This window comes from Paracoccus sp. J55, from assembly GCF_000513975.1.
GTDB lineage: Bacteria > Pseudomonadota > Alphaproteobacteria > Rhodobacterales > Rhodobacteraceae > Paracoccus.
Window position 1 is genome coordinate 1 of the sequence record NZ_AZVA01000042.1, and the last position, 26,320, is coordinate 26,320.

Annotated in this window: 28 protein-coding genes and 3 pseudogenes; 25 read left to right on the plus strand and 6 right to left on the minus strand. The window is 63.5% G+C overall.

The window, feature by feature from the left end:
- Positions 1 to 333: 333 nt before the first annotated feature.
- Both PARJ55_RS0119070 and PARJ55_RS0119075 read left to right on the plus strand, forming a co-directional pair.
- Positions 334 to 651: an H-NS family nucleoid-associated regulatory protein gene (locus PARJ55_RS0119070; RefSeq protein ID WP_028714456.1), complete on the plus strand. Its 318-nt coding sequence runs from the start codon at positions 334 to 336 to the stop codon at positions 649 to 651.
- Between the two features lie 15 nt (positions 652 to 666).
- A complete protein-coding gene (locus PARJ55_RS0119075) occupies positions 667 to 1,275 on the plus strand; it encodes a plasmid pRiA4b ORF-3 family protein (RefSeq protein ID WP_028714457.1) in 609 nt (202 codons plus the stop codon).
- A gap of 154 nt (positions 1,276 to 1,429) precedes the next feature.
- Here the strand turns inward: PARJ55_RS0119075 and PARJ55_RS0119080 are convergent, their stop codons facing one another.
- Together PARJ55_RS0119080 and PARJ55_RS22625 are read right to left on the minus strand one after the other, a co-directional pair.
- Positions 1,430 to 2,869 (minus strand): IS1182 family transposase, encoded by a 1,440-nt coding sequence (locus PARJ55_RS0119080; protein ID WP_028714458.1) that lies wholly within the window; start codon positions 2,867 to 2,869, stop codon positions 1,430 to 1,432.
- A 181-nt stretch (positions 2,870 to 3,050) separates the two neighbouring features.
- Positions 3,051 to 3,920: a DMT family transporter gene (locus tag PARJ55_RS22625; protein ID WP_036714563.1), complete on the minus strand. Its 870-nt coding sequence runs from the start codon at positions 3,918 to 3,920 to the stop codon at positions 3,051 to 3,053.
- A gap of 461 nt (positions 3,921 to 4,381) precedes the next feature.
- Here PARJ55_RS22625 and PARJ55_RS0119090 point away from each other — a divergent pair, with 461 nt between their 5' ends.
- The 15 genes from PARJ55_RS0119090 (at position 4,382) to PARJ55_RS0119160 (ending at position 18,835) form a co-directional block, all read left to right on the plus strand.
- The gene (locus PARJ55_RS0119090; protein ID WP_198019391.1) at positions 4,382 to 5,215 is read left to right on the plus strand and encodes an ABC transporter permease; all 834 of its coding nucleotides are present in this window, start codon (positions 4,382 to 4,384) and stop codon (positions 5,213 to 5,215) included.
- A 34-nt stretch (positions 5,216 to 5,249) separates the two neighbouring features.
- On the plus strand, positions 5,250 to 6,245 hold the full coding sequence (locus PARJ55_RS0119095; RefSeq protein WP_036714565.1) for an ABC transporter substrate-binding protein: 996 nt from the start codon (positions 5,250 to 5,252) through the stop codon (positions 6,243 to 6,245).
- Between the two features lie 60 nt (positions 6,246 to 6,305).
- Positions 6,306 to 6,791: a MaoC/PaaZ C-terminal domain-containing protein gene (locus PARJ55_RS0119100; RefSeq protein WP_028714461.1), complete on the plus strand. Its 486-nt coding sequence runs from the start codon at positions 6,306 to 6,308 to the stop codon at positions 6,789 to 6,791.
- Positions 6,792 to 6,821: 30 nt separating this feature from the next.
- A complete protein-coding gene (locus tag PARJ55_RS0119105) occupies positions 6,822 to 7,649 on the plus strand; it encodes an ABC transporter ATP-binding protein (RefSeq protein ID WP_036714567.1) in 828 nt (275 codons plus the stop codon).
- Between the two features lie 13 nt (positions 7,650 to 7,662).
- Entirely contained in the window at positions 7,663 to 8,457 is a 795-nt protein-coding gene (locus PARJ55_RS0119110) for an enoyl-CoA hydratase/isomerase family protein (RefSeq protein ID WP_051416365.1), read from the plus strand.
- A gap of 78 nt (positions 8,458 to 8,535) precedes the next feature.
- The gene (locus PARJ55_RS22630) at positions 8,536 to 9,387 is read left to right on the plus strand and encodes an IclR family transcriptional regulator (protein ID WP_051416366.1); all 852 of its coding nucleotides are present in this window, start codon (positions 8,536 to 8,538) and stop codon (positions 9,385 to 9,387) included.
- A 47-nt stretch (positions 9,388 to 9,434) separates the two neighbouring features.
- On the plus strand, positions 9,435 to 11,033 hold the full coding sequence (locus tag PARJ55_RS0119120) for an acyl CoA:acetate/3-ketoacid CoA transferase (RefSeq protein ID WP_084637923.1): 1,599 nt from the start codon (positions 9,435 to 9,437) through the stop codon (positions 11,031 to 11,033).
- 126 nt (positions 11,034 to 11,159) lie between these two features.
- Positions 11,160 to 12,059, plus strand: coding sequence for a fumarylacetoacetate hydrolase family protein (locus PARJ55_RS0119125; protein ID WP_010400386.1), 900 nt, complete (start codon positions 11,160 to 11,162; stop codon positions 12,057 to 12,059).
- A gap of 57 nt (positions 12,060 to 12,116) precedes the next feature.
- A complete protein-coding gene (locus tag PARJ55_RS0119130; protein ID WP_010400385.1) occupies positions 12,117 to 12,821 on the plus strand; it encodes a DUF4286 family protein in 705 nt (234 codons plus the stop codon).
- Positions 12,822 to 12,850: 29 nt separating this feature from the next.
- A complete protein-coding gene (locus PARJ55_RS0119135; RefSeq protein ID WP_198019392.1) occupies positions 12,851 to 13,642 on the plus strand; it encodes a shikimate dehydrogenase in 792 nt (263 codons plus the stop codon).
- A gap of 35 nt (positions 13,643 to 13,677) precedes the next feature.
- Positions 13,678 to 14,649, plus strand: coding sequence for a D-erythronate dehydrogenase (gene denD, locus PARJ55_RS0119140; protein ID WP_028714466.1), 972 nt, complete (start codon positions 13,678 to 13,680; stop codon positions 14,647 to 14,649).
- A 48-nt stretch (positions 14,650 to 14,697) separates the two neighbouring features.
- A complete protein-coding gene (otnI, locus tag PARJ55_RS0119145) occupies positions 14,698 to 15,471 on the plus strand; it encodes a 2-oxo-tetronate isomerase (RefSeq protein ID WP_028714467.1) in 774 nt (257 codons plus the stop codon).
- Positions 15,472 to 15,482: 11 nt separating this feature from the next.
- A complete protein-coding gene (otnK, locus tag PARJ55_RS0119150) occupies positions 15,483 to 16,730 on the plus strand; it encodes a 3-oxo-tetronate kinase (RefSeq protein ID WP_028714468.1) in 1,248 nt (415 codons plus the stop codon).
- Entirely contained in the window at positions 16,727 to 17,365 is a 639-nt protein-coding gene (gene otnC, locus PARJ55_RS0119155) for a 3-oxo-tetronate 4-phosphate decarboxylase (RefSeq protein ID WP_036714569.1), read from the plus strand. The genes otnK and otnC overlap by 4 nt, the downstream gene beginning before the upstream one ends.
- 561 nt (positions 17,366 to 17,926) lie before the next feature.
- Positions 17,927 to 18,835, plus strand: a complete 909-nt coding sequence (locus PARJ55_RS0119160) for a 3-ketoacyl-ACP reductase (RefSeq protein WP_084637924.1) — start codon at positions 17,927 to 17,929, stop codon at positions 18,833 to 18,835.
- A gap of 408 nt (positions 18,836 to 19,243) precedes the next feature.
- Here PARJ55_RS0119160 and PARJ55_RS23575 read toward each other — a convergent pair.
- A pseudogene (locus PARJ55_RS23575) lies at positions 19,244 to 19,366 on the minus strand (transposase domain-containing protein); the annotation flags it as partial.
- Positions 19,367 to 19,516: 150 nt separating this feature from the next.
- Here PARJ55_RS23575 and PARJ55_RS22635 point away from each other — a divergent pair.
- Entirely contained in the window at positions 19,517 to 20,863 is a 1,347-nt protein-coding gene (locus PARJ55_RS22635; protein WP_036714571.1) for an IS5 family transposase, read from the plus strand.
- Between the two features lie 8 nt (positions 20,864 to 20,871).
- On the opposite strand, the pseudogene PARJ55_RS24905 reads toward PARJ55_RS22635, so the two are convergent.
- Together PARJ55_RS24905 and PARJ55_RS24680 are read right to left on the minus strand one after the other, a co-directional pair.
- Positions 20,872 to 21,039: pseudogene (locus PARJ55_RS24905) on the minus strand (transposase); the annotation flags it as partial.
- A 159-nt stretch (positions 21,040 to 21,198) separates the two neighbouring features.
- Positions 21,199 to 21,378 (minus strand): annotated as a pseudogene (locus PARJ55_RS24680) (transposase); the annotation flags it as partial.
- Positions 21,379 to 21,913: 535 nt separating this feature from the next.
- On the opposite strand from PARJ55_RS24680, the gene PARJ55_RS0119175 reads away from it, so the two are divergent.
- From PARJ55_RS0119175 to PARJ55_RS22655, 7 genes are all read left to right on the plus strand, one after another.
- The gene (locus PARJ55_RS0119175; protein ID WP_028714470.1) at positions 21,914 to 22,417 is read left to right on the plus strand and encodes an Hsp20 family protein; all 504 of its coding nucleotides are present in this window, start codon (positions 21,914 to 21,916) and stop codon (positions 22,415 to 22,417) included.
- 96 nt (positions 22,418 to 22,513) lie between these two features.
- On the plus strand, positions 22,514 to 23,038 hold the full coding sequence (locus PARJ55_RS0119180) for an Hsp20/alpha crystallin family protein (RefSeq protein ID WP_028714471.1): 525 nt from the start codon (positions 22,514 to 22,516) through the stop codon (positions 23,036 to 23,038).
- Between the two features lie 61 nt (positions 23,039 to 23,099).
- Positions 23,100 to 23,819 (plus strand): NADH dehydrogenase ubiquinone Fe-S protein 4, encoded by a 720-nt coding sequence (locus tag PARJ55_RS22645; protein WP_084637926.1) that lies wholly within the window; start codon positions 23,100 to 23,102, stop codon positions 23,817 to 23,819.
- Positions 23,820 to 23,831: 12 nt separating this feature from the next.
- Entirely contained in the window at positions 23,832 to 24,071 is a 240-nt protein-coding gene (locus PARJ55_RS22650) for a DNA-directed RNA polymerase subunit omega (protein WP_084637927.1), read from the plus strand.
- A gap of 25 nt (positions 24,072 to 24,096) precedes the next feature.
- Positions 24,097 to 24,471: a hypothetical protein gene (locus PARJ55_RS0119200; RefSeq protein ID WP_028714474.1), complete on the plus strand. Its 375-nt coding sequence runs from the start codon at positions 24,097 to 24,099 to the stop codon at positions 24,469 to 24,471.
- Between the two features lie 52 nt (positions 24,472 to 24,523).
- Positions 24,524 to 24,718 carry a hypothetical protein gene (locus tag PARJ55_RS24395; protein ID WP_028714475.1) on the plus strand — a complete coding sequence of 65 codons (195 nt, stop codon included), beginning with the start codon at positions 24,524 to 24,526 and terminating at the stop codon, positions 24,716 to 24,718.
- Positions 24,719 to 24,934: 216 nt separating this feature from the next.
- Positions 24,935 to 25,777, plus strand: a complete 843-nt coding sequence (locus PARJ55_RS22655) for a class I mannose-6-phosphate isomerase (RefSeq protein ID WP_051416370.1) — start codon at positions 24,935 to 24,937, stop codon at positions 25,775 to 25,777.
- Positions 25,778 to 26,185: 408 nt separating this feature from the next.
- On the opposite strand, the gene PARJ55_RS23585 is transcribed toward PARJ55_RS22655, so the two are convergent.
- On the minus strand, positions 26,186 to 26,320 hold a 135-nt coding region (locus tag PARJ55_RS23585; RefSeq protein WP_217809624.1), incomplete at its 5' end, for an ATP-binding protein.

Below are 26,320 nucleotides of genomic sequence, written 5' to 3' on the forward strand. Positions count from 1 at the left end.
CCAGCTATGTGGCCAGCGCGCGCGCCATGGCGCACCCCCCAACTGGCCGGACTTTACGCCGCCGCCCCGGCCGACTTTTGCTCCGCCGTTGACAACCCGAGGGTCAATGCGGCCGCCATCGCGCCGAGAATCCTGCCCGGTGAAACCCACCTGATCCGATGGGAGCCACCTGTTCTGGTCCGGTTCCGTGATGCCCGGTATTGGCGAGGAGGTTGTCTTCTGCTCATGGGGCAGTGTCTAGCCGGCCCTCCCGGTCTGCACCATGTCTGATGCCCTCAATTGCTCTGTTAGCCGACCTGCATTAAACCTGCGGCATAACAAACGGGGATACCGATGACCGATATCGATCTGACCGCCTTGTCGCTTGCCGAATTGAAGCAGCTGGAAAAGAACGTCGCTAAAGCGATTTCCAGCTTTGAGGATCGCCAGAAGGCCGAGGCCTTTGCAAAGGTGAACGCCCTCGCTGCTGAACTTGGCTTCCCGCTGGCCGACCTGGTGGGCTTTGCCCCGGCGCGAAAGCGGTCCGAGTCTGTTGCGAAATACCGCCATCCGGAAAATCCGGAGATCACCTGGTCCGGTCGAGGCCGCAAACCGGCATGGATCGCCGATGCTCTCGCCGCCGGGAAAACCCTTGAGGATTTCGCGATCTGATCGGAGAGGTGCGGTTTGTCCCAGCTTTACAACGCTGTTCGCCTGCATGTGTCCCTTGCGGAAGTCGAGCCGCCAATCTGGCGGCGGCTCGTGGTCCCGGCCGAGTGGACGCTGGATAAACTGCACCTGGTTCTGCAGGCCGGGTTCAGCTGGACCGACAGCCATCTGCACGAGTTCCGCATCGGCGGGCTGCGCTACGGCGACCTCGACTTGCTCGATGACGGATATGGCGGGCCGAGAGTCTTCGACTACACCGAGGTCCGGCTGGCGGATTTTGTCGGGCGAGATTCCGCCTTCACCTATCTCTACGACTTCGGTGATGACTGGCACCATGTCATCAGGATCGAGGAATGGCTGTCGCTCGATCCAGTGCCCCGCCATGCCGAATGCCTCGAAGGCGCTCGTGCCCGGCCACCAGAAGACGTTGGCGGCCCGTGGTCATATGGCGACTTCCTGGAAGCGATCCGGGATCAGGACCATGACGATCACGAAGCCAATCTCCGCTGGGCGGGTGGGCATTTCGACCCGGAGTGGTTCGATCTCGATCTGATCAACAAGGATCTGCGGAATACGTTCCGCGCCAACGTGCGGCGGCACCTGCACCAGCCGAAGCCCAGGGCATAGTGCGATATCGCCAGCCTCCCGTGATGGCACGGCCATTTGGCGAAGAGGGCGGAGACTGTGTAAAAACTTCCTTCGGTCGCAGTGACTTATGAGCTCCTTGCCTGAGATCAGGAGTTTTTCGTCAAGGCTGCCGGAACTCACCATGCCTGGCGGCTCAGCCTGGGATTGCCGCCATTCGGCCCCGGATGCCGATCAGAGAGACCATGCGCTTGATATTGTAGGCAAGGACATTCAGCGCCATTTCCGTGCGGACGTTTGCCAGCCTTCGTGTCAGGAAGTGGGTGTGCCCCATCCAGGCCTTGATCGTGCCGAACGGGTGCTCGACCGTCGAGCGCCGGATCCTCATCGGGGCCGAGGCGTCCCGCCGGCGGGCGTCGGCCGCCTCCACCAGATGCTCACATTCCCAGCGACTGATCCGGCGCAGGGTGTTCGTCGTGCAGCGGTTGCGCAACGGGCAGCCAGGGCAAGCCGTGGTCCAGTAACGGCGCATCTGAAGGCCCTGCTGCTCGACCGTGGACCGATAGCTCAACACCTCGCCGGCCGGGCAGCGATAGATGTCTTTGTCGGGATCATAGGCGAAGTCCGCCTTCACATAGCGCCCATGCACCCGGCTCCCGGACGTGTCCGGCCGCGGCACCGTCGCCGTGATGCCCTGCTCGTGGCAGGCGAGGATCTCGCCATCGCTGAAATAGCCTTTGTCGACCAGGATATGCAGGTCGTCGCGCCGAAGGGCAGTCTTCGCGGCACCCGCCATGGAGGCAAGCTGATCACGATCATGGCCCTGATTGGTGACCTCATGCACCACGATCAGATGGGTCTCGGCATCGACAACGCTTTGAACATTATAGCCGACATGGCCGCTGTGCTGCGCCCGCGTCGCCATGGCACGGGCGTCCGGATCCGTCAGTGATATCTGCCCGTCCGGTGTCGTTGCCAGCTCCCGGCGCAGCGTTACCATACGGTCCATCTCCAGCCGGACACGGTGATAACGGCTGGTCAGATGAGCTATCTTTTCCGTGCGCGCCTCGCCGGTCTCCTGCCGATCCGCCCGCTCGGCCTCCTCGAGATAGCGGCCGACCTCCTGCTCCAGATGCGCCAGGCGGCTGGCGATCTTCGCCTTGGTGAAGTTCCGGTCGCGATTGTTCACAGCCTTGAACTTGCTGCCGTCCACTGCAAGGCAGTCGCCCTTCAGCACGCCGATCCGACGGCAGAGCTCCACGAACTCGGCACAAGTCCGGCGAATGGCTGGGCCGTTCTCGCCCCGGAAATCGGCGATGGTCTTGTGGTCGGGCACCAGCCGCCCGGTCAGCCACATCGCCTCGACATTGCGCCCGGCTTCACGCTCAAGGCGCCGACTGGACGGGATGCGGTTCAGATAGCCGTAGATGAACAGCTTCAGAAGCACTGCCGGATGATAACCCGGCCGTCCCGTCCGAGCGGCCGCGTGGCGATGGAAACCCAAGGCGGAAAGGTCGAGTTCATCGACGAAGAGATCGACGACACGGACAGGGTTATCTTCGCCGACCCAGTCCTCCAGACGCTCAGGGAAAAGCGTCGTCTGATCCCGGTTTACGCCCTCGATGAAACCCGACATGCCAAGCCTCCCAACCATGCGGAATTGTAGCATAAACAGGAGTTTTCACACAGCCTCGGCGGAAAGCGGTCTGACGGCAGTGCAGCGCGGCAGCCGCAGCATTCCGGGGAAACAAGCAGTGGTGTAGGATCTTTGTCTTACTCGATCGGTTGACGAAGCGAACGGCATGGTCGCCACCGGTTTAGCGATGCCGCCGGTGTTGCAGGATCAGTTCCCACACGAGGGTCAACAGGCCCGACGATCCGACCACCGCAAGGCCCGCAATCGCCATTCCATCGGGGTATTCCGCGAAGAAGGCCGCGCCGAACACCACGGCCCAGATCAGTTGAGAATACTGCATCGGGGCAATCTGGCTTGCGTTGCCTCGTCTTGCCGCCATGATCAGCGCCCATTGCCCAAGCCCATAGGCGGCGCCCGCCATCAGCAAGTGCAGGAACTGTGCCGGCGTCGGTAGGTGGATGCCGACGGCCATCGCTGCAATGCCGTTCAGGCACAGAAGGTAAAGCAGAAGCATCCCGAGGATGCTGGTGCGCTTTGCCTCCGTGCCGACCTTTCGCAAGATGATGATGGAAAATCCGGTGGATATGCCCCCCAGCATCGCGGCGAGATGTCCAGGCTGAAGCGGCTGCATCCCCGGTCGCAAGACCAGCAGCACACCCAGGAAACCAAGGCCTACGGCGCTCCATCGCCAGGGGCCGATGGCCTCCTTCAGCACTAGGCCCGACAAGAGGGTGACGAAGATCGGCGACAGGAATATCAGCGCATAGGCTTGCGCCAGGGGGATCGTCGTGAAGGCGTAGATTGCGCAGAGGCTGCCAACGAGGCCGAAGAAGGCGCGCGCATGAAGGGCGAGGGGCCTTCCGGTGATCCAGAAGTCACGCCATCGTTCGCCGGGGTGGCGCGTCATCAGCAGGACTACGGTTGCGGCCATATTCACGATGAAGCCGATCTCGAACGCCGAAAGCGACCCGCTTCCGGCGGCCTTGATCGAGGCATCGCAGACCGAAAACAGGAAGTAGGCCGCAAGGGCGAGAATGTAGACGTTTTTCAATTCTGCAACTTTCAGGATGTCCTGTCCGCGCGCCGCCCGTTTCCAGCCGGTCTTGCTGGCGAGTTTCTCTTGTGCGGACAGGAGCGGCGATTCGTGACTGGGCTGGTGGCGAGTGTGCCCTGCGGGATCGGAGACGGGTGGGGTGCGAGGAGTGGATCCTCTCTCTCGCCGGATATGCGTGGCTCGAATATGCGTGAGCCAGGCGGTCGGCCCTCTCGCCCGTTGGAACGCGATGTCATGTTATCCATTTGTATCCTTAGAATTTCTGTCCGTTTCCGACCGGTGATCTAGCGGCGGACACCCGAGGGGTTTCGCTGCCGTGCTACGTCATGAAAATTTAAGATTGAACACTAAATCAAGATGGAATAGTATTCCTTCTTGAAGGTTGCGACAAGCAAGCCGTTGCCGCGTGGAGAGCGAGGGCGGCTGGTCGGACAGCCCAGGAGGAGACTTTAGACATCATGGATTCCAACGCTCCCGCCACTTCCGTGGCGCAAGACGATGTTGCGCCGCGCCGGCGCAATCAGACCCGCTACCTGATCGGCCAGTTTCTGTGGAACATGATCCCGCCGATGACCTTCGTTGCCATCGTCGGCCTCTGGGCTGTCAGCGTGAAAGCTTTCCAGGTTCCCTCGTATCTTTTGCCAGCGCCCGATGCCGTCTTCCGGCTGCTGATCGCCGAGGCGCCGATGCTTTGGGCCAATACCAAGGTCACGCTGCTGGAAATCCTGCTGGGCTTCGGGCTGACGATCCTGCTGGCCATTCCGCTGGGTCTCGTGATCGCCCTGTCGCCATTGGCGAAGCAGGTCCTCTATCCCCCGGCGATGCTGCTGCAACTGGTGCCCAAGATCGCGATGGCGCCGCTTTTCCTGGTATGGTTCGGCTTCGGGATCGAATCCAAGGTCATCCTGACGCTGCTGATGACCTTCTTCCCGCTGCTGATCTCCAGCATCAGCGGCTTCCAGATCCTCGACACGCGGCTTCTGTATCTGACCCGCTCGATGGGGGCGAATACCTGGCAGACGTTCCGCTATCTTCGGGTGCCTGCCGCGCTGCCGGTCATCTTCTCGGGCGTCAAGACCTCGGCCACCATCGCCGCCACCGCCGCCATCGTGGCCGAATTCGTGGGGGCCAATGAAGGGCTGGGTTATGTCCTGCTGCGAGGGACAAGCACGATGAACATGGAACTGACCTTCGCGGTTCTCGTGATTCTGACGGTCATCGGCCTGGCGATCAACTACGCGGTGGAATTGACCGAATGGGCGCTGGCGCCCTGGCAACGCAAATTGAAGTAAATCGCAAATCACGTCACGGGAGGATACTGACGTCATGATCATCAAGGGACTCTTCACTGCCGGCAGCCTGATCGCCGGTTTGGCCTGGGCTGGAGCGGCCGCCGCCGATACGCCGGTGACCTTCCAGCTGAACTGGTATGCCGGCGGCGCCAATGCCGGTTTCGCCGCTGCCCTTCAGCAAGGGTACTATAAAGAGGTCGGCCTCGACGTCACGATTATCCAAGGCAATGGTTCCGCCAATACGGCCCAAATGGTCGCCAGCGGTCAGGCTCAACTGGCCTATGCCGACGCGGTCCCGGTCAGTCAGCTCATCGCCAAGGGTGCGCCGATGAAGATCCTGGCCACCATCTATCAATCGAATCCTAACGAAGTCGAGTCGCTCAAGAAAACAGGCATCACGTCGATCGCCGATCTCAAGGGGAAAAAAATCGGAGTTCCCGCCGGCAGTTCGCAGCAACCTATGCTGCCGCTTCTTTACAAAGCGAATAACATCGACGCGTCGGAGGTGACTCATCTCAGCATGCCCACATCCTCAATGGTGCCCGCGCTATTGCAGGGTCAAGTTGACGCCATCCTCGGATCCGTGGACGACTACGCCATCCAGCTGAAAGCCCAAGGCGCCGACATTCATGGATTTCCCTTCGCGGATCATGGCGTGCCGACGGTCAGCACATCCATCTTCGCAAGCGAGAGCTTCATCGAGCAGAACCCTGATGTTCTTCGAAACTTCATCGCGGCAAGCCTGAAGGGTTGGAGCTTCGCACTGGATAATCCCGACAAGGCTATCGACGATGTCAAGGCGGTCTTCCCAGAGGTCGACACCAAACTTGCTGCAGCGCAACTCGCCGCTATTCCTCCGCTTTTCTGCAGCGGTGGGGCAGAATATCTGGGCAAGGCTACCGATGCTCATTGGGCCAATACGCAAGATCTTCTGTCACAAGTGGGCTTGCTGCCCGTTGGGACGGACCCAACAATATACTATACGAACGAGTTCTTGCCGCCGGACGCAGATTTGCGCCCCTGCAAATAACCTGACCCAAGGGGGCGCTAAACGCCCCCTATCGTATCAACAAGAAAATTGCGAGCGGCCATGACCATCCGAACCACCTATCGCTACGAAGACCTGAGCGTCGGCCTTGCCTTCCGTAGTCCCGGCCGGACCATCACCGATGCGGATCTGGTGGGTTTTTCCGGGTTGACGGGCGACTTCTCGGAACTCCACACCAGCGATGTCTATGGTAGGGCCAGCCATTTCGGCCGTCGGGTTGCGCATGGGATGCTGGGCCTTGCCTATGCGCATGGACTGATGTGGCCCAGGACCGGAGAGTTGCGCGAAACCGCGATCGCTTTCCTCGGGATCAACGACTGGCGCTTCGTCGGGCCGATCTTCGTCGGCGACACGATCTTCGTGAACTACCGGATCGCCGAGTTGCGCGACAGCAGATCGCGGCCCCAGCAGGCCATCGCGACATTCGACGTCGAACTGGTCAACCAGGACGGAACGGTCGTCCAGCGTGGCCAGAAGGCTCTTCTTGTTTCCAAGGTGCCGCTCGACGCGGTCATGGCTTCGGCCTGACCCGGGCGCGGTGGCGAAAAGGATCATGCCATGAATAATCATCAAGACCAGGGCATCTCGGGCGCTCCCATTGAAATCGAGGGGGTGTCCAAGATCTTCGGGCCGGAACTGGAAAAGCCGTTCCGTGCCCTGAAGGAAGTGACCCTTTCCATCAAGGCCGGCGAGTTCGTCTCGGTCGTGGGCGCCTCGGGTTGCGGCAAGAGCACGCTCATGCTGATGGTCGCGGGCCTTCTTCAGGCGACGACTGGCAGGATTTCGGTTGGCGGCAAGCCGGTGACGAAACCCCTGACCGATGTGGGCATCGCCTTCCAGGACCACCTGCTGCTGGAATTCCGCACCGCCATGCAGAACGTCATGCTGCATGCGGACATCCGCAAGCTGCCGCGCCGCCAGATCGAGGAGCGCGCCAGGGATCTGTTCGCGCAGCTGCGGCTGGAGCGCGCGATGGACAAATACCCCAAGCAGCTTTCCGGCGGCATGCGGCAAAGGATCTCTCTGATCCGCAGCCTGGTGCATGATCCTTCGGTCCTGATGATGGACGAGCCCTTCGGGGCGCTCGACGCGCTGACCCGGCTTCAGGTGCGCATGGACCTGGAAGCGCTGTGGATGCGCCGCCGCCCGACGGTGCTTTTTATCACCCACAGCGTCGAGGAGGCCGTCGGCCTGTCGGACCGGATCATCGTGATAAGCCCCAGCCCCGGCGAGGTGGTGGACGATATCCGGGTCGAGCTTGAGCGCCCCCGCCCTATCACCCTTGGCGACGCGCCCGAGTTCGGGGCTTACGTCGACCGCATCCATCACCATTTCGAACGCCTGGGCGTTCTGCATGGGATGGGCAAGCTTCCGCAACACGCCTGAGGCCACGGCAACCATGTCCACCTCCTCCCCGCAGAATCATCAGCCACTGGTCACCCTCCGCCTCGATGGGCATGTGGCCGAGATCGGCCTGTCGCATGGCCCGCTCAACCTGGTCACACGCCCGATGCTGCGCGACCTCAACGCGGCGATTTCCGAGGTGCGGGGCCTGGCCGATGTCAGATGTGTGATCCTTCATGGCGGATCGGGCCGCGCCTTCTGCGCCGGCAGCGACATCCGCGAGTTTGCGCATCTGAAGGCCGATGCCAGCGAGCAGAAGATCCTGTTCGAGGATATGGTGCTGCGCAATCTGGCGCTGATCGAGGCGCCGACGATCGCGGCCCTTGACGGGCCGGCGATGGGGGGCGGGCTGGAACTGGCGCTGGCCTGCGATCTGCGGATCATGCGCGAGGATGCGACGCTTGGCCTGACCGAGAGTCGGCTGGGCGGGCTGGCCGGCAATGGCGCGGTGCGTCTGGCGCGTCTGGTCGGACCAGCCCGCGCGAAGGAGATGCTGTTCACCGGGGCAATCATCGGCGCCCGGCAGGCGTTGGACTGGGGCATCGTGAACCGGATTTCCAGCGGCTCGGCGCTGGAGGCGGCGCGCGAACTGGCGGCCGGGATCGACCAGCGCGGCCCCTTGTCCAACCGCTTCGCCAAGCGGCTGGTCGACGCCTCGCTCGACAGGTCGCTGGACGACGCGCTGTCGCTGTCCACCCGGCTTCAGCAAGACATCTTCGACTCGGCCGATCTGCGTGAGGGCATGAGCGCCTTCTTCGCCAAGCGCGACCCGGTCTTCGAGGGAGGCTGACATGACCGCGCCGACCCGCGATGATGCCCATCAGGCAAAAGCCGATCCAACCCTGTCCAATCCCGAACGGAGCGCCAGATGAGCCATATTCCAGCCGAACGCTGCCTGTCGATCATCCAGCTTCTGTCCGAAGACGCGGCGGAGCTGCCCCTCGGCACGATCGCGGAAACGCTCGACCTGCCGAAAAGCGGGACCCATCGCCTGCTGGGGGCGCTGATCGAACAGGGCTGGGCGCAGCAAGACCCGCAGACCGGCTACTATCGGCTGACGATGCGGCTGGCCATCCTGGGGCAACGCTTCTATGTCGCGACCGGCATTCCCGATATCTGCCAGCCCCTGTTGGACCAACTGGCCGCGACCAGCGGCGAATACGTCCGGCTTGCGGTGGTCGATAGCAACCAGCTTGTCTGGGTTGCCCATGCGCAGGGCGCGCGCGGCGGCCTGATGTATCAGCCGGCGCTGCAAAGCGATACGGTTCCGCTGCATGCGACGGCCAGCGGCAAGATCTGGCTCTCGACCTTGCCGGTCGAGGAGGCGGTTCAGATCGTCCTGAACAGCCGCGCCTTCCAGACCCCGGAAACCTATGGGCCGGATGTCGCGCGCTCGATCGAGCAGGTGATGGAGAAGCTGCGGGTGACGGGTGAACGCGGCTATGGCATCGCGCGCAACGAAGCCGAACAGGGCGTTTCCGCCATGGCGGCTGTGGTCCGCGCCGGCGAAGACGGCTGCGTTGCGGGCACCGTCAGCATCGCTGGCCCCTCGGCCCGGCTGACCGAGGGCCGGATCGAGGATCTCGTGCCCGCGCTCAAGGCCGCCGCGCAGGAAATCTCGAACCTGTGGCCGGCCCGGTTGCGCCGGGATCCGCCGAAGGATCCCGTTCCGTTGCAGCGGCTGGTTCCCGAACGCCGGTTGAACGGCGGCAATTCCTGAACAGTGCGGGTCACGCGGCCCGCATCCAGACAAGACCGGAGGAAAAATTGAAAACACGGGTGATCACCGCCGACGAAGCCGCCAACCTGATCCAGAACGGCGACAATGTGCTTGCCAGCGGGTCCGGCGGCGGCCATGGCGTGCCGCAGGCCGTCCTGGATGCCGTCGAGCGGCGCTTCCTGGAAACCGGTGCGCCTCGCGATCTTTGCCTGATCCATGCTGTCGGCATCGGCGACCGCAAGCTGAAGGGGGCGGCCTGCTTTCGTCATCCCGGCATGCTTCGCCGCAGCATCACCAGCGCGCTGATCGACTCCCCGCCGCTGATCGACCTGGCCCGGGATGACAAGATCGAATCCTGGACGCTGCCGCAGGGCGTGATCTCGCAACTGATGCGGGAAATGGCCGCCGGCCGGCCCGGGCTGGTCACGCGGACGGGTTTGCATACCTTCATCGACCCCCGCCAGCTTGGCGCTCGCCAAAGCCCCAGCGCCAAGGAGGACCTGGTCCGCCTGATCGAGATCGAAGGCGAGGACTGGCTGCTCTTCCGGCCCATTCCGCTGGATTTGGTCTTCCTGCGCGGCACCACGGCGGATGAGAACGGCAACGTGACGATGGAAGAGGAAGCCATTCCCGGCGAGATGCTTTCGACCGCGCAGGCGGCGCGGCGGCAGGGCGCGACGGTCGTGGTCCAAGTCAAGCGGCTGGCAAAGGCGAACACCCTGCCGGCGCGCGAGGTCAAGATTCCGGGTATCCTCGTGGATTACGTTGTGGTCGATCCCGAACAGCGCCAGACCTATGCCACGGATTACAACCCGGCCTATTCGGGCGAGTTGCGGGTGCCGCTGGACAGCTTGGTCCGGCTGCCCTTTACCGAACGCAAGATCATCGCCCGCCGCGCGGCGCTAGAACTTGCCAAGGGCGCGGTCTGCAATCTCGGCGCGGGGATCTCGACCGGCGTTTCGGCGGTGGCGTCCGAGGAAGGGATCCTCGACGACATCATCCTGTCGAACGAGCAGGGCTTCATCGGCGGCGCGCCGCTGACAGGCGTGGATTCCGGCACGGCCCAGAACTACGACGCCGTAGTGGACCAGCCCTATCAGTTCGATTTCTACGATGGCGGCGGGCTGGACGTGGCCTTCCTGTCCTTCGCCGAAGTCGATCCGGCCGGCAACGTGAACATCAGCCGCTTCGGCGACAAGATCGTCGGCGTCGGCGGCTTCATCAACATCAGCCAGAACGCGCGCAAGGTGGTGTTCAGCGGCACCTTCACCTCGGGGGGCTTGCAGATCGAATGTTGCGACAACCGCCTGCGGATCGTGCAGGAGGGCCGCCACCGGAAGTTCGTGCCGCAGATCGAGCAGATCTGCTACAACGCCGGCTTCGCCGCCGAGGAAGGCCGCGTCGCGCTGTTCGTCACCGAGCGCGGCGTGTTCGACGTGGGTCCGAACGGGTTGCGCCTGATCGAGATCGCGCCGGGCGTCGATCTGGAGCAGGACATCCTGGCCAACATGGCCTTCCGCCCCGAAATCGCGGCGGATCTGAAGACGATGGATGCACGGCTGTTTTCCGAACAGCCGATGGGGCTCGCTGCCGGATTGGCCAGCGCGCCGGAGGGCCGCCGCAAACCCCGCCGCACCCTGAACTGAACCTTGCGCGACCGGCGCCAGCGCGCCGGTTCCACCAGATGACCACAGGTCGGACTGAACCCTAAGTCCGGCAATGAAGAAGGCTTGCCCTGACGCAAGCAGGAACCAGACGAGAGGAAGACGAGGATGAAACTTTTCCGCTATGGCGAGGCCGGCGCCGAACGTCCGGGCATCGTGGACGACCAGGGCAAGCTCAGGGACCTGTCATCGGTGGTCACTGACATCGACGCATGGGCGCTGTCGCCGGAAGGGCTGGCCACCATCGCCGCCGCCGATACCGCCAGCCTGCCCGAGATCGCCGGGCCTGTGCGCTATGGCGTGCCGGTGGCGCATGTGCCGAACCTTGTCTGCATCGGGCTGAACTATACCGATCACGCCGAAGAGACCAACGCCCCCATCCCGCAGGAGCCGATCCTTTTCAACAAGCACACCGCCGCCCTTTGCGGGGCCAACGACCCGGTCTGGTTCCCCGAGGATTCGACCCAGCTCGATTGGGAGGTCGAACTGGCCTTCGTCATCGGCACGCCCTGCTGGAACGTGACCGAGGCCGAGGCGCTGAGCCATGTCGCGGGCTACATGGTTCTGAACGACGTGTCCGAACGCCATTACCAGTTGCACCGCGAGGGCCAGTGGACCAAGGGCAAGAGCCATCCCGGCTTTGCGCCCTGCGGTCCCTGGATCGTGACCGCCGACGAGGTAGGCGACCCGCAGGAACTGGACCTCTGGCTCGACCTGAACGGCAAGCGCGTGCAGACCGGCACCACCAGCCGGATGATCTTCACCTGCGCTTTCCTCTTGTCCTATCTCAGTCGCTACATGGCGCTTCAGCCCGGCGATATCGTCACGACCGGCACGCCTCCGGGCGTGGGGCTGGGCAAGGTGCCGCCGAACTTCATGAAGCCCGGCGACGTCATGCGGCTTGGGATCACCCGTTTGGGCGAGCAGGAACAGAAGGTCGTTCCGCTGACCGAGGACGTGGTCCAGGCCTGGCGCGCGGCCCATGCCGCCCGCCGTCCCGGCGTCTGAACTTTTGCAATCGAATGCGGTGCCGGGGTTCCGGCACCCGAAACGGCAGGATCGGTTATGGCAATTCAAGGTCAGGCAGTGCTGGCGATCTGGAACGGCATCCAGCAGGATGCCGAGACGGAATTTCTGAACTGGCACGTTCACGAACATATTCCCGAGCGTGTCGCCTTGCCCGGATTCCGCCGGGGGCGGCGCTATGTCGCCTTGGACGGGCATCCGAAGTTCTTCAACTTCTACGAGGCCGACCGGCCCGAGGATTTCACCTCGGACGCATATCGCGCCGCGCTGAACACGCCTTCGCCCTGGACGAGGGCCGTGGTGCGCCATTTCACCGACACCTCGCGCACGGTCTGCCGGGTTCTGGGAAGCTGGGGCTGCGGCGAGGGGGCGCTGGTCGAGGCGGTGCGGCTTTCGGGTGGCGAGGCGACCGACGCTTTCCTGCATCGCCTGGCCGAAAGCGTCCTGCCCGAAATCGCCGCGCGGCCCGGTGTGGTCGGCGCCCACCTTCTGAAGGGGCAGGGCGAGATGGGGCGGCAGAACACCGAGGAAACGCGCCTGCGCGGCGGGCCGGATGCGGTGGCGGATGTGATCGTGCTGGTGGAGTTGACGGATGCCGCCGTCCTTTCCGCCCTTCGCGCCTCGGGTCCGCTTTGCGACGACGGCCTGCGCGCGGCGGGGGCCGAGGGCGAAATCCGCCGCGGCGTCTATGCGCTGCAATATTCGCTGTCGAAAGACGAGCTGCCGCACGTCTCGCAGGTATGAGCGGGGCAGGGAAACCGAAAGGGCATGGCATGACCGTAAAGGCGACGACAAGACTTATCGGCATGATCGGCGATCCGATCGCCAAGGCGCGGACGCCGGGCCTGCTCAATCCCCGGATCGCGGCGGCGGGCAAGGATCTTGCCGTCGTGCCCCTGCACATTCCGGCCGAGGCTTTCGACGGGGTTTTTCCCGCGCTGCTTTCGCTTGGCAACATGGCGGGCTTCATCGTGACCTATCCCTTCAAGGAACGCTGCATGGCTTTTGCCGACCGCATCGGCACCGGGGCGAAACTGGTCGGTGGCCTGAACGCCATGCGCCGGGAAGAGGATGGAAGCTGGACGGCCGAGATCTTCGACGGCATCGGCCTTTTGAATGCGGTGAAAGCCGTCCGTGATCCCGTTGGCGCAAGGGTGCTGCTGCTGGGTGCCGGGGGTGCGGGGCGCGCCATCGCGGTTTCCTTCGCCCAGGCCGGTGCGGCCGCCATCACGGTCGCCGACCTCGATGACGGGCGCGCGGGCAGCCTGGTTGCCAACCTGGCGGCGGCTTTTCCGGGCTGTGTGGTGCGCCGTGGCGGGCCGGATGCCGTTGGACACGACATCGTCGTCAATGCGACGCCCGTCGGCATGAACCCTGATGACGGCCTGCCGGGCGAGGTCGGCGTCTTCGCGCCGGGCATGACCGTCGCCGACATCGTTCCCGCCCCGACCCCGACCGCGTTGATGCGCAAGGCGCAGGCGGAAGGCGCCTCGGTCATTCCGGGATCCGCGATGACCGAGGGACAGGCCGTGGCATTGCTGAAGTTTTTCGGCGTCACCGGCTGATGCTGGCCGCCGATCCGCAGGACAGGAGAAAGAACATGCATATCATGATCATCGGCGGCGCGGGGATGCTTGGCCGCAAGGTCGCCGCGAAACTGGCCAGGGACGGCGAGTTGGGTGGCAAGCCCGTCACCGCGCTGACGCTGGTGGATGTCTTCCAGCCCGCCGCGCCCGAAGGGTTCACGGGCGTGCTGCGGCTGGAACGGCGGGACCTGTCGCAGCCCGGCGTGGCCGAAGAACTGGTGGCCCTGCGCCCGGATGTCATCCTGCATCTGGCGGCCATCGTCTCCTCGGAAGCCGAGGCGGATTTCGAAAAGGGCTATGCGATCAACCTCGACGGCACCCGCGCGCTGTTCGAGGCGATCCGGCTGGCGGGCGACGATTATTGCCCGCGCGTGGTCTTCACCTCGTCGCTCGCGGTGTTCGGTGCGCCGCTGCCCGATCCGATCGGCGACGACCATATCCTGACGCCGCTGACCAGCTATGGCACGCAGAAAGCCATCGGCGAGCTTCTGCTGGCCGATTACAGCCGGCGCGGCTTCTTCGACGGGATTGGCATCCGCCTGCCCACGATATGCATCCGTCCGGGCCGTCCCAACCGCGCCGCCTCGGGCTTCTTCTCGAACATCCTGCGCGAGCCGCTGAAGGGCGAACCGGCGGTGCTGCCGGTGGACCGCTCGATCCGGCACTGGTTCGCCAGCCCCGAGGCGGCGGCGGGCTTCATCCTGCACGCCGCCGCGCTGGACAGCGCTGCGCTTGGCGATCGGCGCAACCTGACGCTTCCGGGCGTCTGCGTTAGTGTGGCCGAGCAGATCGAGGCCTTGCGGCGCGTGGCAGGCGACGAGGCGGTGGCGCTGATCCGGGATGAACCCGACCCCGCGATAGCCCGGATTATCGAAAGCTGGCCTCGCAGTTTCGACACGAGGCGCGCAAACGAATTGGGCTTCAAGGCAGATGCCTCGATGGATGAGATCATCCGCCTGCATTTGCAGTCGGAAACCGCCGAGTGACTCATCAGGTGGCCGCAAGCGGTTGCCATGCCATGAAGGAGTATCGCGATGCCCCGTTTCGCGGCCAATCTGACGATGATGTTCGGCGAACTGCCGTTTCTCGACCGTTTCGCGGCGGCGGCGGATGCAGGGTTCCGCGCGGTCGAGTTCCTTTTTCCCTATGACCATCCGGCGGAGACCATCCGCAAGGCGGCCGACAGCGCGGGCCTGCGCATCGTGCTGTTCAACCTGCCTCCCGGAGACTGGGCGGCGGGCGAGCGCGGAATCGCCGCCTTCCCGGAGCGCGCGGATGAGTTCACCAGGGCATTGGCGCTTGGGTTGGATTATGCGCGCGTCCTGTCGGTGCCCCGGCTGCATCTGATGGCGGGCATCGCCCCGTCGCAGAGCGCGCCCCATCGCAACCGCTACCGCGACGCCATCGCCGAGGCGGCCGAGAGTGCGGGGCCATCCGGCATCGACATCCTGCTGGAGCCGCTGAACCGGCGCGACATGCCGGGCTATCTGCTGTCGGATTTCGCCATGGCCGAGTATCTGATCGACAGCCTCGGCCTGCCGAACGTCAAGCTGCAATTCGACATCTATCACCGCCAGATCATGCATGGCGACGTGACCGAGGCGCTGAGAACCCTGCTGCCCATCATCGGCCATGTCCAGACCGCCTCGGTCCCCGGTCGGAACGAGCCGGGGACGGGCGAACTCGACGACACGCGGATTTTCGGCGTGCTGGACCGGATCGGCTATCAGGGCCATGTCGGCTGCGAATACCGGCCGCTCTCGACGACGGGCGAGGGCTTGGGCTGGTTCGTGCCCTGGCGGGAATGAGGAGAAGCGCAATGTTCATCGGTGCAATCGCGGACGACTTGACCGGGGCCACGGACCTGTCGCTGACCCTGTCCCGCGAGGGGATGAGGGTCCTGCAGGTCGTCGGCGTTCCGACGCCCGACCTGGATATCGGCGATGCCGAGGCGGTGGTCGTCTCGATGAAATCCCGCACCAATCCGGCGGCGCAAGCGGTCCGCATGTCCTTGGCGGCGGCGGAAGTCCTGCGAGGCTGGGGCGCGCGGCAGTTCCTGTTCAAGTATTGTTCGACCTTCGATTCCACCGATCAGGGCAATATCGGCCCGGTGGCGGATGCGCTGATGGCCTTCCTCGGCACGGATCGCACCATAGCCTGCCCCGCCTTTCCGACGAATGGCCGGACCGTCTATCGCGGCCATCTGTTCGTGGGCAACCGGCTTTTATCGGAAAGCAGCATGAAGGACCACCCGTTGACGCCGATGCGCGACGCCGATCTGGTGCGGGTTCTGGGACGGCAAAGCGGGAACAGGGTTAGCCTGATCGGACGCGAGACCGTGGCGGCGGGGGATGGGGCGCTGAAATCGGCGTTTGATACCCTTGCCGGCATCGCGATCGTCGATGCCATCGACGACGCCGATCTTCGCACCATCGGCCGCGCGGCGCGCGACCTGCCGCTGATCACGGGCGGCTCTGGGATCGCCCTCGGCCTGCCCGCGAACTTCCTGCCGGAGGGCAGGGCGGCTTCGGAAGCCGCCTTGCCGGTTCCCAATGGCCGCGCCGTGTTCCTGGCGGGTTCGTGCTCCGCCGCTACCCGCCGGCAGATCGCCCGCGCCATCGCCGCCGGCGTGCCGGCCCTGAGGCTCGACGCGATCGCGATTGCCGAGAACCGTGTTTCCATCGCCGAAGCCGTGGCATTCTGCGTCGATGCGGCCGGGGACGTGCCACCGCTGGTCTGGTCCAGCGCCGATCCCGACGAAGTGCAGCGGGCGCAGGACCGCCTAGGCCGCGACCGCGCGGGCGCTATGGTCGAGGAGTTTCTTGCCGGCTTGGCCGAGGCGCTTGCCAGCCGAGGCTTCAATCGCTTCGTGATCGCCGGCGGCGAGACATCCGGCGCCATCGTCACCCGCCTGGGCGTGCCCGCGCTGGAGATCGGCCCCGAAATCGACCCCGGCGTGCCCTGGACCCGGTCGAGGGGCGGGTCTTCGCCCCTTGCGCTCGCCCTGAAATCGGGAAACTTCGGGGTGGAGGACTTCTTCCTAAAGGCCTGGAGGTTGCTGCCGTGACCGCGATCCTGTCCGAAGCCACCCGCATGCGCGATCTGATCGCCAAGGTCGGCAAGTCCCTGTTCGATCGCCGTCTCAGCCCCGGTTCGACAGGGAACATCTCGGTGCGCCTGTCCGACGGGTCGATGCTGATGACGCCCACGAATGCCTCGCTCGGCGCACTGGAGCCCGAGCGGCTTTCGCATCTGGATCAGCACTGCAACCATCTGTCGGGGGACAAGCCGACCAAGGAAGCCTTCCTGCATTCCTGCGTCTATTGCCGGCGTTCCAGCGCCGGGGCGGTCGTGCATCTGCATTCGACCCATTCGGTGGCGGTGTCGATCCTTGCCGATGTCGATCCGGCCGACGTGCTGCCGCCGCTGACCGCCTATTACGTGATGCGGGTGGGGCGGCTGCCGCTGATCCCCTATTTCGCGCCCGGCGACCGGGATCTGGCGCGCGCAGTCGAGGAAGCCGCGGCGGATCATCACGCCATGCTGCTGTCGAACCACGGCCCGGTCGTGGCCGGATCGACGCTGAGAGACGCGCAATATGCGATGGAAGAGCTGGAGGAAACGGCCCGGTTGCATCTGCTGCTGGACGGAAAGGCGATCCGGCCCTTGACTGAGGCCGAAGCCGAGAAGCTCAGAATTTGAACGAGTTCGGCTTAGAAGTCGGCTGGTTCGGCCGCATTCTGGAGCAACAGGTCGCATGGTCGCCAAGCGACCGGATGCATTTCCGGCGAAAAGGGTGGCGTAGGACGTGGATGGCGCGGGGTTTGCGGATGTGTCGCTCGATACGGCGCAGAAAGGTGAGGAGTTCTCTTGTCCGGTGGCGTTGCATGCAGTCGCCGACGGCAAGGCCAGATTTCATACCGAGTGCGGCGAGAGGGTCGTTTTGGCATGGCTTGTTGTCGTGGCTCGTGGTGGCAGCACGCCCCTTCTTCGACGGCAGCCCAGGCTGGGTTTGGCCGAGTACCTGGCTCAGGGGGGTTTCGATGCTGGACGCAGATATTCCTATGGCTGCAGCCATTGTGGAGCGGCTCCAGTGCGACGCATCGGGTGGACCTCCCGCACCGCCCTCGCGAACCGTCAGGGAGGTCTGCCGCGGCATTCACGACGATCTGGCGTCGTCACGCCTCAGCCCACTCTACATCCTCGTTCGGATAGCGCTCCCGCCCTTGTTAGGCGGTGGAACTGGAGGTCTTGTTGCGCCGTATGGTCTTGCTGGTGCAACAACCTCCCGTTGTCGCCAGAACGATCTCGGCGTGCCAAACGACTTTGGGGCGCGCGTTCTGGTTGGCGCACGGCGTTAAAGTGCACAAGCTCGAAATATCATGCACCAAAAAAGGAAAAACCATGGCGAAGGCTGTCTCCATAGTGACTGGTGGACGCCGCGGGCTTGGCCGCGGCATTTGCGAAGCTCTCGCCCGAAGCGGTCACAATATTCTGGTCGTGGATATCGAACGCGATCAGGCGGCCGAGGACACATTGAATGCCCTTGATTATTTGGGAGTGAATGCAGCTTTCTTTCAGTCTGATGTGGGCGACGAAGCTCAGCACTATTGCATGATCGAAGCTGCAGAACAATTGGGCGTGGTCACAACGCTGGTCAACAACGCGGGCGTCTCGTCGATGGTGCGTGGCGACATGCTTGATCTTCCGGTCGAAAGCATCGACCGTGCGCTACGCGTGAATTTGCGTGCACCCTTCCTATTGTCGCAGACTTTTGCCAAGCACCTCATCAAATCAGGCGCCCCTGCAGAGCACTTCTGTTCGATCGTGAACATCACTTCAATAAACGCGGTGGTGCTTGCTACCGACCGTGCCGATTACTGCATGACCAAGGCGGCCCTATCCACGACAACGCGCCTGTTTGCGACGCGACTCGCGGAAGAGGCGATTCAGGTTTATGAGGTACGACCTGGCATCATGATGACTGAAATGACCCAACCATCACGAAAGAAATATGACGATGCTATTCGCGACGGGCTGGTTCCACAGCGACGCTGGGGTACGCCCGAGGACGTTGGTGAAGCTGTAGCCCAGCTTGCCTGCGGCGCTCTAAAGTATAGTACAGGGGATGCGATCAACGTTGATGGCGGCCTGAACATGTATCGTTTCTGAACCGCAAGTTCTTGGTTCAAACTGCTAATTCGGTAAGCGCGTTCTTAACCTTGAAGTTGCCCACAAAAGTCATGGGGCCGGAGAAAGGTCTCGATCCTGATTGTCAATCGGCATCCAAACGGGGGTCTGACTCAAAGTTGGTGCATTTTCTGGTTTACGCCGGGACGAGGAGTCTTGCCCTGAGCAGATCGATGTTTGCGCGGCCATGCGATGCAGCCGCCGAAAAGATGACCGGCATGGAAAGAACAAGGCGATCTTCCTGACCAGCCCGGTATCACCCGCAGCGTAGTGGCAGGCGAAACCAGAAGCAGGACGACATTCCGCGCCCGACAGGCCGTCCCGTCTTCGCCGAGGTGCATTCCGGCCAGCCTGGCGCCAGGGTCGTAACCGGCCGGTAAGGACCGCAGCTTAAGCGACGGCCTTTGCCTCTTTGGATTGTGGCACCCAGTTCCACGGCAGCAGCTCGTCGAGGCGATTGATCTTGTGATCTCCGATGCGGGCAAGGATGTCTGCCAGGTACGCTTCGGGGTCGCACGCTCTTCCGGTCCGGTGAGAAGAAGTAGTCCGTTCTGAATAACCCTTATCGCGTTGATTTTGCATGCTGAAGCTGCGGTGTTGTTGGCTTTGAATTGCAGGGTTATGTATGCTTGGGCCAGAAACCCTGCAATTTTCCGGTCACCGATGAAGCCCCGTTACCGCGCCCCTGAACAAGATGACCTGCTGTGCCCGCGGCTGGTCGACATGATTGACGCCCGCCATGAGCTGGTGAAGCTCGCGGCGTTGATCGACTGGGACTTCTTCGAACGGGAATGGGCCAGTTTCTTTCCGTCGCACCAGGGACGCCCGGCGACATCGCCGCGGCTGGTGGCGGGGCTCATGTATCTCCAGCATGCCTTCAAGCTGTCAGACGAGGCGGTCTTGGCCCGGTGGGTCGAGAACCCGTATTACCAGCACTTCACCGGCGAGACGTTCTTTCAGCACAGTCCTCCAATCGATCCTTCGTCCTTGACCCGCTGGCGCAAGCGGATCGGCGAGGAAGGGGTGGAGTGGCTGCTGACAAAGACCATCGAGGCGGGCCGGGCCTCTGGCGCGGTCACCGACAAGGCCCTGAAACGGGTAGCGGTCGATACGACAGTCATGGAAAAGAACATCGCCCATCCGACGGATGCCCGGCTTTATGAGCGCGCCCGGACGCTGCTGGTCGGTCTAGCGAAGGAGGCCGGGGTCGAGCTGCGCCAGAGCTATGCGCGGCTTGCCCCGCGTCTGGCCGCCCAGGTCGGGCGTTATGCCCATGCCCGGCAATTCAAGCGCATGCGCAAGGCCCTGCGCCAGCTCAAGGGCTATGTTGGCCGGGTGCGCCGTGACCTGCGCCGCCATTTGCAGGACCTCCCTGAGGGAGCCCTGCGCGACAAGGTGCTCGAAGCGCTCTGGCTCAGCGGCCGCCTGCTGGAACAGACCCCGAAGAGCAAGCGCAAGATCTACTCCCTGCACGAACCCGAGGTGGATTGCATCTCCAAGGGCAAGGCGCGGGTCCGCTACGAGTTTGGCACCAAGGTCAGCCTCGCCACCACCCTTGACGGCGGCTTCGTCGTCGGCGCCCGCAGCTTTCCCGGCAACCCCTATGATGGTCACACCCTGGCAGCTCCGCTGGAGCAGGTGACCATCCTGACCGACCAAGAGCCCGATCTCGCCGTCGTCGACCGCGGCTATCGCGGCCATGGCGCAAGCACCACCAAGGTCCTGATCAGCGGCATGCGACGCGGCCTCACGCCGTTACTGGCCAAACTCCTGAAACGGCGCAGCGCCATCGAACCTGAGATCGGCCACATGAAGATGGACGGTCGCCTTGCCAGATGCCCGCTGAAAGGCCGCATCGGCGATGCGCTCTTCGCCGTCCTCTGCGCCTGCGGCCACAATATCCGCAAGATCCTCGCCCATCTCCGGGTTCTTTGGTCCCTGTTCCTTGAACTGGTTGCGACGGCCATCTCGCAAGCAATAAGCCGTCAGCGTGCCTTGGCTCTCGCCTGAAGCAATTGTTCAGGCCGGACGAAGTAGGCGATGCCGGGCGGCGCAGTCCCGCCCCAGGGCCGGTCATCCCGGAGGTAGGTCCAGATCCGGCCCTCCTTCACGCCCTTGCCCAGTCCTTCGAGCCTCCTGGCCTGATCGAGCACCCGCACCGGGGTATCATCGGCATGAAGGCGATCAACACCTCTCCATCCATGCCGCTGTCGAACCTCAGGCAGCGGCCGTTGCTCAGCCGCAGTTCGACAGGGCCAGACCGTGACGGCGCAGATGCGCTTGCCGGCGCCTGCCTGAGCCCCGCTGAAATCCACCGGCAAGAAAACGGCCCCGCGATCCGGCGACCATAGGCCCTTCTTCTTCAGATCACGCCGCCAGCCGTAGATCTGGGAACGCGTGATCTCGTGGCGCTGCGCGACCTGCGTCACCGACGCACCGCCGACGCCGACCTCCGACAGGATCTCAAGCTTCTCGTCTTCGCTCCACCGCCGGCGCCGCTCAACGCCCAGAACCTCGCCAAGCATGGCCCCTCCGAATAAGACACGTCGTTAAGGACGTCGTTATGCACGTGTCTTAGCTCAGAACCCCGCCGTCAGGCAGGCGGTGTCAATCGGTTACCCAGGGTCTCCTTCTGCCGGACTAGAAACTGGACCTGTTGAAGACGGCGGAAGGCGCGGGGTTTCCTGTCCGGCCGGATGTCAGGATCCGCAATCGTGGGGCTGTTCCGACGACTTACCTTTGCGACGAGCAAGAGCAGATCCCCAGAATCTGCCGCAATAGCCCTCCCGGATCATGATCGCGGCGAGATCGTGACCATCCGGCAAACGGCAGCTTCCGATCTTGCGATTATTGCGTCGCCCGTCACTCAAGGCGCAGATTCAGACGAGATTCGGGCTGAATGCAGAACACATTGATAGCGCACAAACCACGAGATTGTGTCTTGAACCCCGGAAGTTGCGTTCCAAATAAGATCGTGCGGATCGCCCTGCCGGGGGTCCTCCGCCGGAAATTCCGGTGAATTATCGACTTGTACCATGTTGCTCAATGGAGGATGTGGCTATGAGAACCACTTTTGATTTTACACCGCTGTTTCGGTCGAGCGTTGGCTTCGACCGGCTCCTGAACTCACTGGAGGCCGCCGCCCGCGCTGAATCTGCGGATAGCTGGCCACCCTATGACATCGTTCGTGCCGACGAGGACCGCTACGGTATTACCATGGCGGTTGCCGGGTTCCGCGAAAGCGATCTGACGCTGACCCAGAACGGCAATGTGCTGGTCGTTGCCGGCAAAAATGAGTCCGATGATAAGGCGCAATACCTGCACCGCGGCATCCCGGCGCGCAGTTTCGAACGTCGTTTCGCATTGGCGGATCATGTCCGGGTTGAGGGCGCATCGCTGACCGATGGACTGCTGGAGATTTCGCTGGCGCGCGAAATCCCTGAAGAGAAGAAGCCGCGCCGTATCGAGATTGTGCATGGCACATCTGCCGCAGCTTTGGCCAAGCAGGCCCGTATCCCTGCGGCGAAAACCGCCGAGCCGCAGCCCGAAACCGCCGCAGCCTGATCACCGGGCCATATCTGGCAGTCCCGAAACGCCGGGGCGTATCGGTCACACCGATGCGCCCTTTGGAGGGGTTATGCAAGAACAGGAGACACAGACATGAGCGTAAGAGATCTTATCCCACAGAACTGGACCCAAAATCTGCCGTGGTGGCGGGGTCGCAATACGCAGCCCGTCGAGGCGACGCCTGACCCCTTTGTCAGCTTCCTCCGGGAGGTGGATCGGCTGTTCGACGACTTTTTCCGCTCTTTCGCCACCCGCTCGCCGGTCCTCCCTGGTATCAGTGGCTGGCCGGGCACGAACTGGCCGAGCGTCGAGATTACCGAAACGGACAAGGCGATCAACATCAGTGCAGAGCTTCCCGGCCTTGAAGAAAAGGATGTCGAAGTCCTGCTTGAGGATGGTCTGCTGACACTGCGCGGCGAAAAGACCAGCACCACAGAGGACAGCGCGCGCCAGTTCTCCGAGCGGGTCTACGGCAGGTTCGAGCGGCGCATTCCGCTGCCCGCCGGCATCGATGAGGGTGCCGTTGAGGCGGCGTTCCGCAACGGCGTACTGACCGTGACCCTGCCCAGGACTGAAACGGCCCAGGCGCAGGTCAAACGCATCCCGCTGAAAACCTGATCCTGGCGGGCTGGAGCGATCCGGCCCGCACCTCCCCTGTCAGAAAGCATCGGAGGATGACATGGAACTTGCAAGAGGAGACCATATTTCCCCTGCCGCGCCCGGCATCTCGACGATCCTGCCACAAGGCAAGGGTGAAGCCACCTGGGATTCCAGCCTGCCCGCGAAGAGCGTTGCCCGGATATGGAAACCTGCCAGATCCGCGATGACATCCGGTCGCGCGCGCAGCAAGGACTGGCGTCTGCGGATCGAGCGTGCCTCCGTGCCGTCGATCGAGCCGCTGATGGGCTGGACCGCCGGTAAGGACACAGCCCATCAGGTCGAACTATCCTTCCCCAGCCTTGAAGCCGCGGTCCGGCATGCCGAACGGCTGGGCATCGCCTACGAGGTGCATCTGCCGCCGGGCGAGGCCGAGGCGCGCCAGCAGGCGCAGGCGCTCGAGCGTCAGCGCCACGCCCATGCCGCGCGTCTGCGGCGCTTTTCCGATCAGACGCTTGACCGGCTGGGCCTTGCGCAGCATCGGGACGCCTATCGTCGCGCGCTCGGAGCGCCAGTGGGCGACGTCAGGAAAGGAGCAACTCCGATGGAGGTGGCGCAGGATACCAGCCTGCCGCTTGAAACGCGCCGCTCGATCCTGATGAGCATCGCGTTCAACGAATATCTTCAGGATCTGGCGACCTCTGAGGGGATGCCCGAGCATCATCGCCAGTCGCGGCTGAGCGACGTCGAAACCGCATTGCGGGCACTCGAAGGCGCGCAACACGCGCAGCAGGTGGCCTGACAGAGGTGCGCGATGAACCCGCTTCTTCCCGTTGACTGTCAGGCCGCCATGCCAGACCGTTTCGGACTGGTTCTGGCCGCCGCTGCCCGCACCCGCGCCCTGCGCGAGGGCGCGGCGCCAAGACTGGGCGATGCCTCGAACAGCGCGACGGAAACCGCGCTCGCTGAAATTGCGGCCGGCGCCTTCGCGCCAGAAGAACTGAGCCCCTTCCTGCCGCCGTCAGAGCCGCGGCGGCTGGCGAAACCCAACTGATGATCAGACGAGAGGAGGTAAAACCATGATCGCGAACTGGATTTCGGACCGTCGCCATACTGGTTACCGCATTGCCGCCGGGACCGTCATCGCTGCGGGCGTCCTGCTGGCTGCCCTGCCGCTGATGCTTTCGCTGCCCGCTGCGGCCCTCTGGAGCAGCGTCCTGTCAGGCGCCGCCCTTGTCGTGTTGGCCGCCTGGCTGCTGTGGTCGGGCGATGAGGTGGCTGACAGACTGCTGTTCCTGGCCGGTCTCTGGGTTGCCGTCAGCCCTTGGGCAACGGCCGCCGGCCTCGCAGTCTGGCTTGCCGCACTGCATGTGATTGGCGGCTTTGCCTTGGTCGCCTGGACCGGCGCGCGGCTCTGGTCCGCGCGCGGCAGGGGCGGCGCGCAGGCCGCCTGAACCGGTGCCGGCCCCGGTCTCCGGGGCCGGCCATTCATCGCAGGAGAGCCCGATGTCTTTGTCACTTACCGCTCGCAGCCGCTGGCTGCTCATGCTTGTTTTGTTGGTAACAGCGCTGTTTAGGCCGCTGCCGTCACGGGGCGAGTCGGCCTTAGCCTTCGACAACCGGGGCCTGCTGATGGCAGCCCCGATGCTGGAACGGGTGACACCTGCCATCGTCAATATCGCGACGCGAACCGAGACTTAGGTCAGCGCGAACCCGCTGCTAAACGACCCCTTCTTCCGCCGCTTTTTCGACCTGCCTCCCAGTCTGGCACCCGACACCGGAAGTCAGCCCCGGATGAGTGCGGGATCGGGTGTGATCATCGATGCGGACGCGGCTATGTGCTGACCAATCCCCATGTCATCGCCAATGCCAGCGCAAACCTTTCAATCTGCCAACACCTTCCTGGAGACCCGGCCAATGCTGATCGAGATGCAACACGACAGGAAAGACTTCACCCGCGAAACCGCTTATCCTCCGTTTTTGGCGGAGCCGCTGGTCCCTGATCATCGGTCTAAATCCCGGGGTCGGTGCGATGGCGTTCCGGCCCGGGGCCAAGCGCAACCGCTTGATGAAATCGCCTTCGATGCGGCAGAGACCGGGATTATTGTCAAATGGATCCAGACCCACGAACCACTTCCCGTGCAGGTCCATCCGCAACGTGGCGTGAGCCGGAAGCACAAGTGGTGGTATATTGCCGACGTTAGCCCCGGCGCATATTTCCACCTGGGCCTTAAACAGACCGCCACCTGTGACGAGATCCGGGAGGCTGCGCTTTCGGGTCGCCTGACGGACCTTCTGCGCCGGATCGAGCCGGCAATTGGCGACATGTTCTATGTCGAAGCCGGGACGATCCACGCCCTCGGCCCCGGTCTCACTCTGATCGAGATCCAGGAATCCCCGGGGGCCACATTGCAGCTTTCACCGGATGGCGGCTCGCATGACCTGCGTCTGGATCAGGCTCTGGAAGAGATGATCCTTAACCCCCAGCCTATCATGCCGTTTCCGGGTGAGGCCGCACCATTCCGCATCGTTCAGGAAATGCTCGCCCCCGAGCAGAGGGTCATGCTGATGGATCCGCTTGCTTGCGTCACGGTGGTCGAGGGCTCCGGCACGTTTGGAAACTACACTTACGGCCCTGGTCAATGCTGGCGGCTCAACGGGCCACTCCCGGTGCGGGCGACAGAGGCCACGATGCTAATTGTTGCCGAACCACATGTCCCTACGACCGACAGCGACAATCTGTGGAGAGCACGCCACTGAAAGAGATGCTCGATCGGCCATATCGCGCTAACCGGGAGCTTCCCGCCGCAACACCACGAGCGTTGAAGCGTAAGGCTGATTGGACGCCGATCGGGGGGCACGTTTGGATGCAGATTGACACACGACGCCGTGATGGGGTTTAGCCAATGGGCCCTCTATTTGGCCGCGGATCGACGCAATGTTTGTCTGGACAGCATTCTCTGTGCGCTTCTAGTGAGAACGGCGGTGAGAAATTCGTCCACGGTAGCGGTGGCTTTGTCAACGGCGGAGCAAAAGTCGGCCGGGGCGGCGGCGTAAAGTCCGGCCAGTTGGGGGGTGCGCCATGGCGCGCGCGCTGGCCACATAGCTGGCGCGAGCCATGGCGCACTGGCCCCTTAGGGCCAATCGTGGGTAGATATTTTATGGTGATCAGCGCTGTTTACGGGCTGTGCTGTTGGCGAGGCGATAGCTTTCGCCGTTCATCTCGATGATGTTGACGTGGTGGGTCAGTCGGTCGAGCAGCGCGCCGGTGAGACGCTCGGAACCGAAGGTTTCCGTCCATTC

Excerpts from the sequence above, each read along its gene's own strand:
- PARJ55_RS0119070 (WP_028714456.1), top strand. The coding sequence starts at position 334 with ATGACCGATATCGATCTGACCGCCTTGTCGCTTGCCGAATTGAAGCAG.
- PARJ55_RS0119080 (WP_028714458.1), bottom strand. The coding sequence starts at position 2,869 with ATGTCGGGTTTCATCGAGGGCGTAAACCGGGATCAGACGACGCTTTTC.
- PARJ55_RS0119090 (WP_198019391.1), top strand. The coding sequence starts at position 4,382 with ATGGATTCCAACGCTCCCGCCACTTCCGTGGCGCAAGACGATGTTGCG.
- PARJ55_RS0119095 (WP_036714565.1), top strand. The coding sequence starts at position 5,250 with ATGATCATCAAGGGACTCTTCACTGCCGGCAGCCTGATCGCCGGTTTG.
- PARJ55_RS0119100 (WP_028714461.1), top strand. The coding sequence starts at position 6,306 with ATGACCATCCGAACCACCTATCGCTACGAAGACCTGAGCGTCGGCCTT.
- PARJ55_RS0119105 (WP_036714567.1), top strand. The coding sequence starts at position 6,822 with ATGAATAATCATCAAGACCAGGGCATCTCGGGCGCTCCCATTGAAATC.
- PARJ55_RS0119110 (WP_051416365.1), top strand. The coding sequence starts at position 7,663 with ATGTCCACCTCCTCCCCGCAGAATCATCAGCCACTGGTCACCCTCCGC.
- PARJ55_RS22630 (WP_051416366.1), top strand. The coding sequence starts at position 8,536 with ATGAGCCATATTCCAGCCGAACGCTGCCTGTCGATCATCCAGCTTCTG.
- PARJ55_RS0119125 (WP_010400386.1), top strand. The coding sequence starts at position 11,160 with ATGAAACTTTTCCGCTATGGCGAGGCCGGCGCCGAACGTCCGGGCATC.
- PARJ55_RS0119130 (WP_010400385.1), top strand. The coding sequence starts at position 12,117 with ATGGCAATTCAAGGTCAGGCAGTGCTGGCGATCTGGAACGGCATCCAG.
- PARJ55_RS0119135 (WP_198019392.1), top strand. The coding sequence starts at position 12,851 with ATGACCGTAAAGGCGACGACAAGACTTATCGGCATGATCGGCGATCCG.
- denD (WP_028714466.1), top strand. The coding sequence starts at position 13,678 with ATGCATATCATGATCATCGGCGGCGCGGGGATGCTTGGCCGCAAGGTC.
- otnI (WP_028714467.1), top strand. The coding sequence starts at position 14,698 with ATGCCCCGTTTCGCGGCCAATCTGACGATGATGTTCGGCGAACTGCCG.
- otnK (WP_028714468.1), top strand. The coding sequence starts at position 15,483 with ATGTTCATCGGTGCAATCGCGGACGACTTGACCGGGGCCACGGACCTG.
- PARJ55_RS0119160 (WP_084637924.1), top strand. The coding sequence starts at position 17,927 with ATGGTCTTGCTGGTGCAACAACCTCCCGTTGTCGCCAGAACGATCTCG.
- PARJ55_RS22635 (WP_036714571.1), top strand. The coding sequence starts at position 19,517 with ATGAAGCCCCGTTACCGCGCCCCTGAACAAGATGACCTGCTGTGCCCG.
- PARJ55_RS0119175 (WP_028714470.1), top strand. The coding sequence starts at position 21,914 with ATGAGAACCACTTTTGATTTTACACCGCTGTTTCGGTCGAGCGTTGGC.
- PARJ55_RS0119180 (WP_028714471.1), top strand. The coding sequence starts at position 22,514 with ATGAGCGTAAGAGATCTTATCCCACAGAACTGGACCCAAAATCTGCCG.
- PARJ55_RS22645 (WP_084637926.1), top strand. The coding sequence starts at position 23,100 with ATGGAACTTGCAAGAGGAGACCATATTTCCCCTGCCGCGCCCGGCATC.
- PARJ55_RS22650 (WP_084637927.1), top strand. The coding sequence starts at position 23,832 with ATGAACCCGCTTCTTCCCGTTGACTGTCAGGCCGCCATGCCAGACCGT.
- PARJ55_RS0119200 (WP_028714474.1), top strand. The coding sequence starts at position 24,097 with ATGATCGCGAACTGGATTTCGGACCGTCGCCATACTGGTTACCGCATT.
- PARJ55_RS24395 (WP_028714475.1), top strand. The coding sequence starts at position 24,524 with ATGTCTTTGTCACTTACCGCTCGCAGCCGCTGGCTGCTCATGCTTGTT.
- PARJ55_RS22655 (WP_051416370.1), top strand. The coding sequence starts at position 24,935 with ATGCTGATCGAGATGCAACACGACAGGAAAGACTTCACCCGCGAAACC.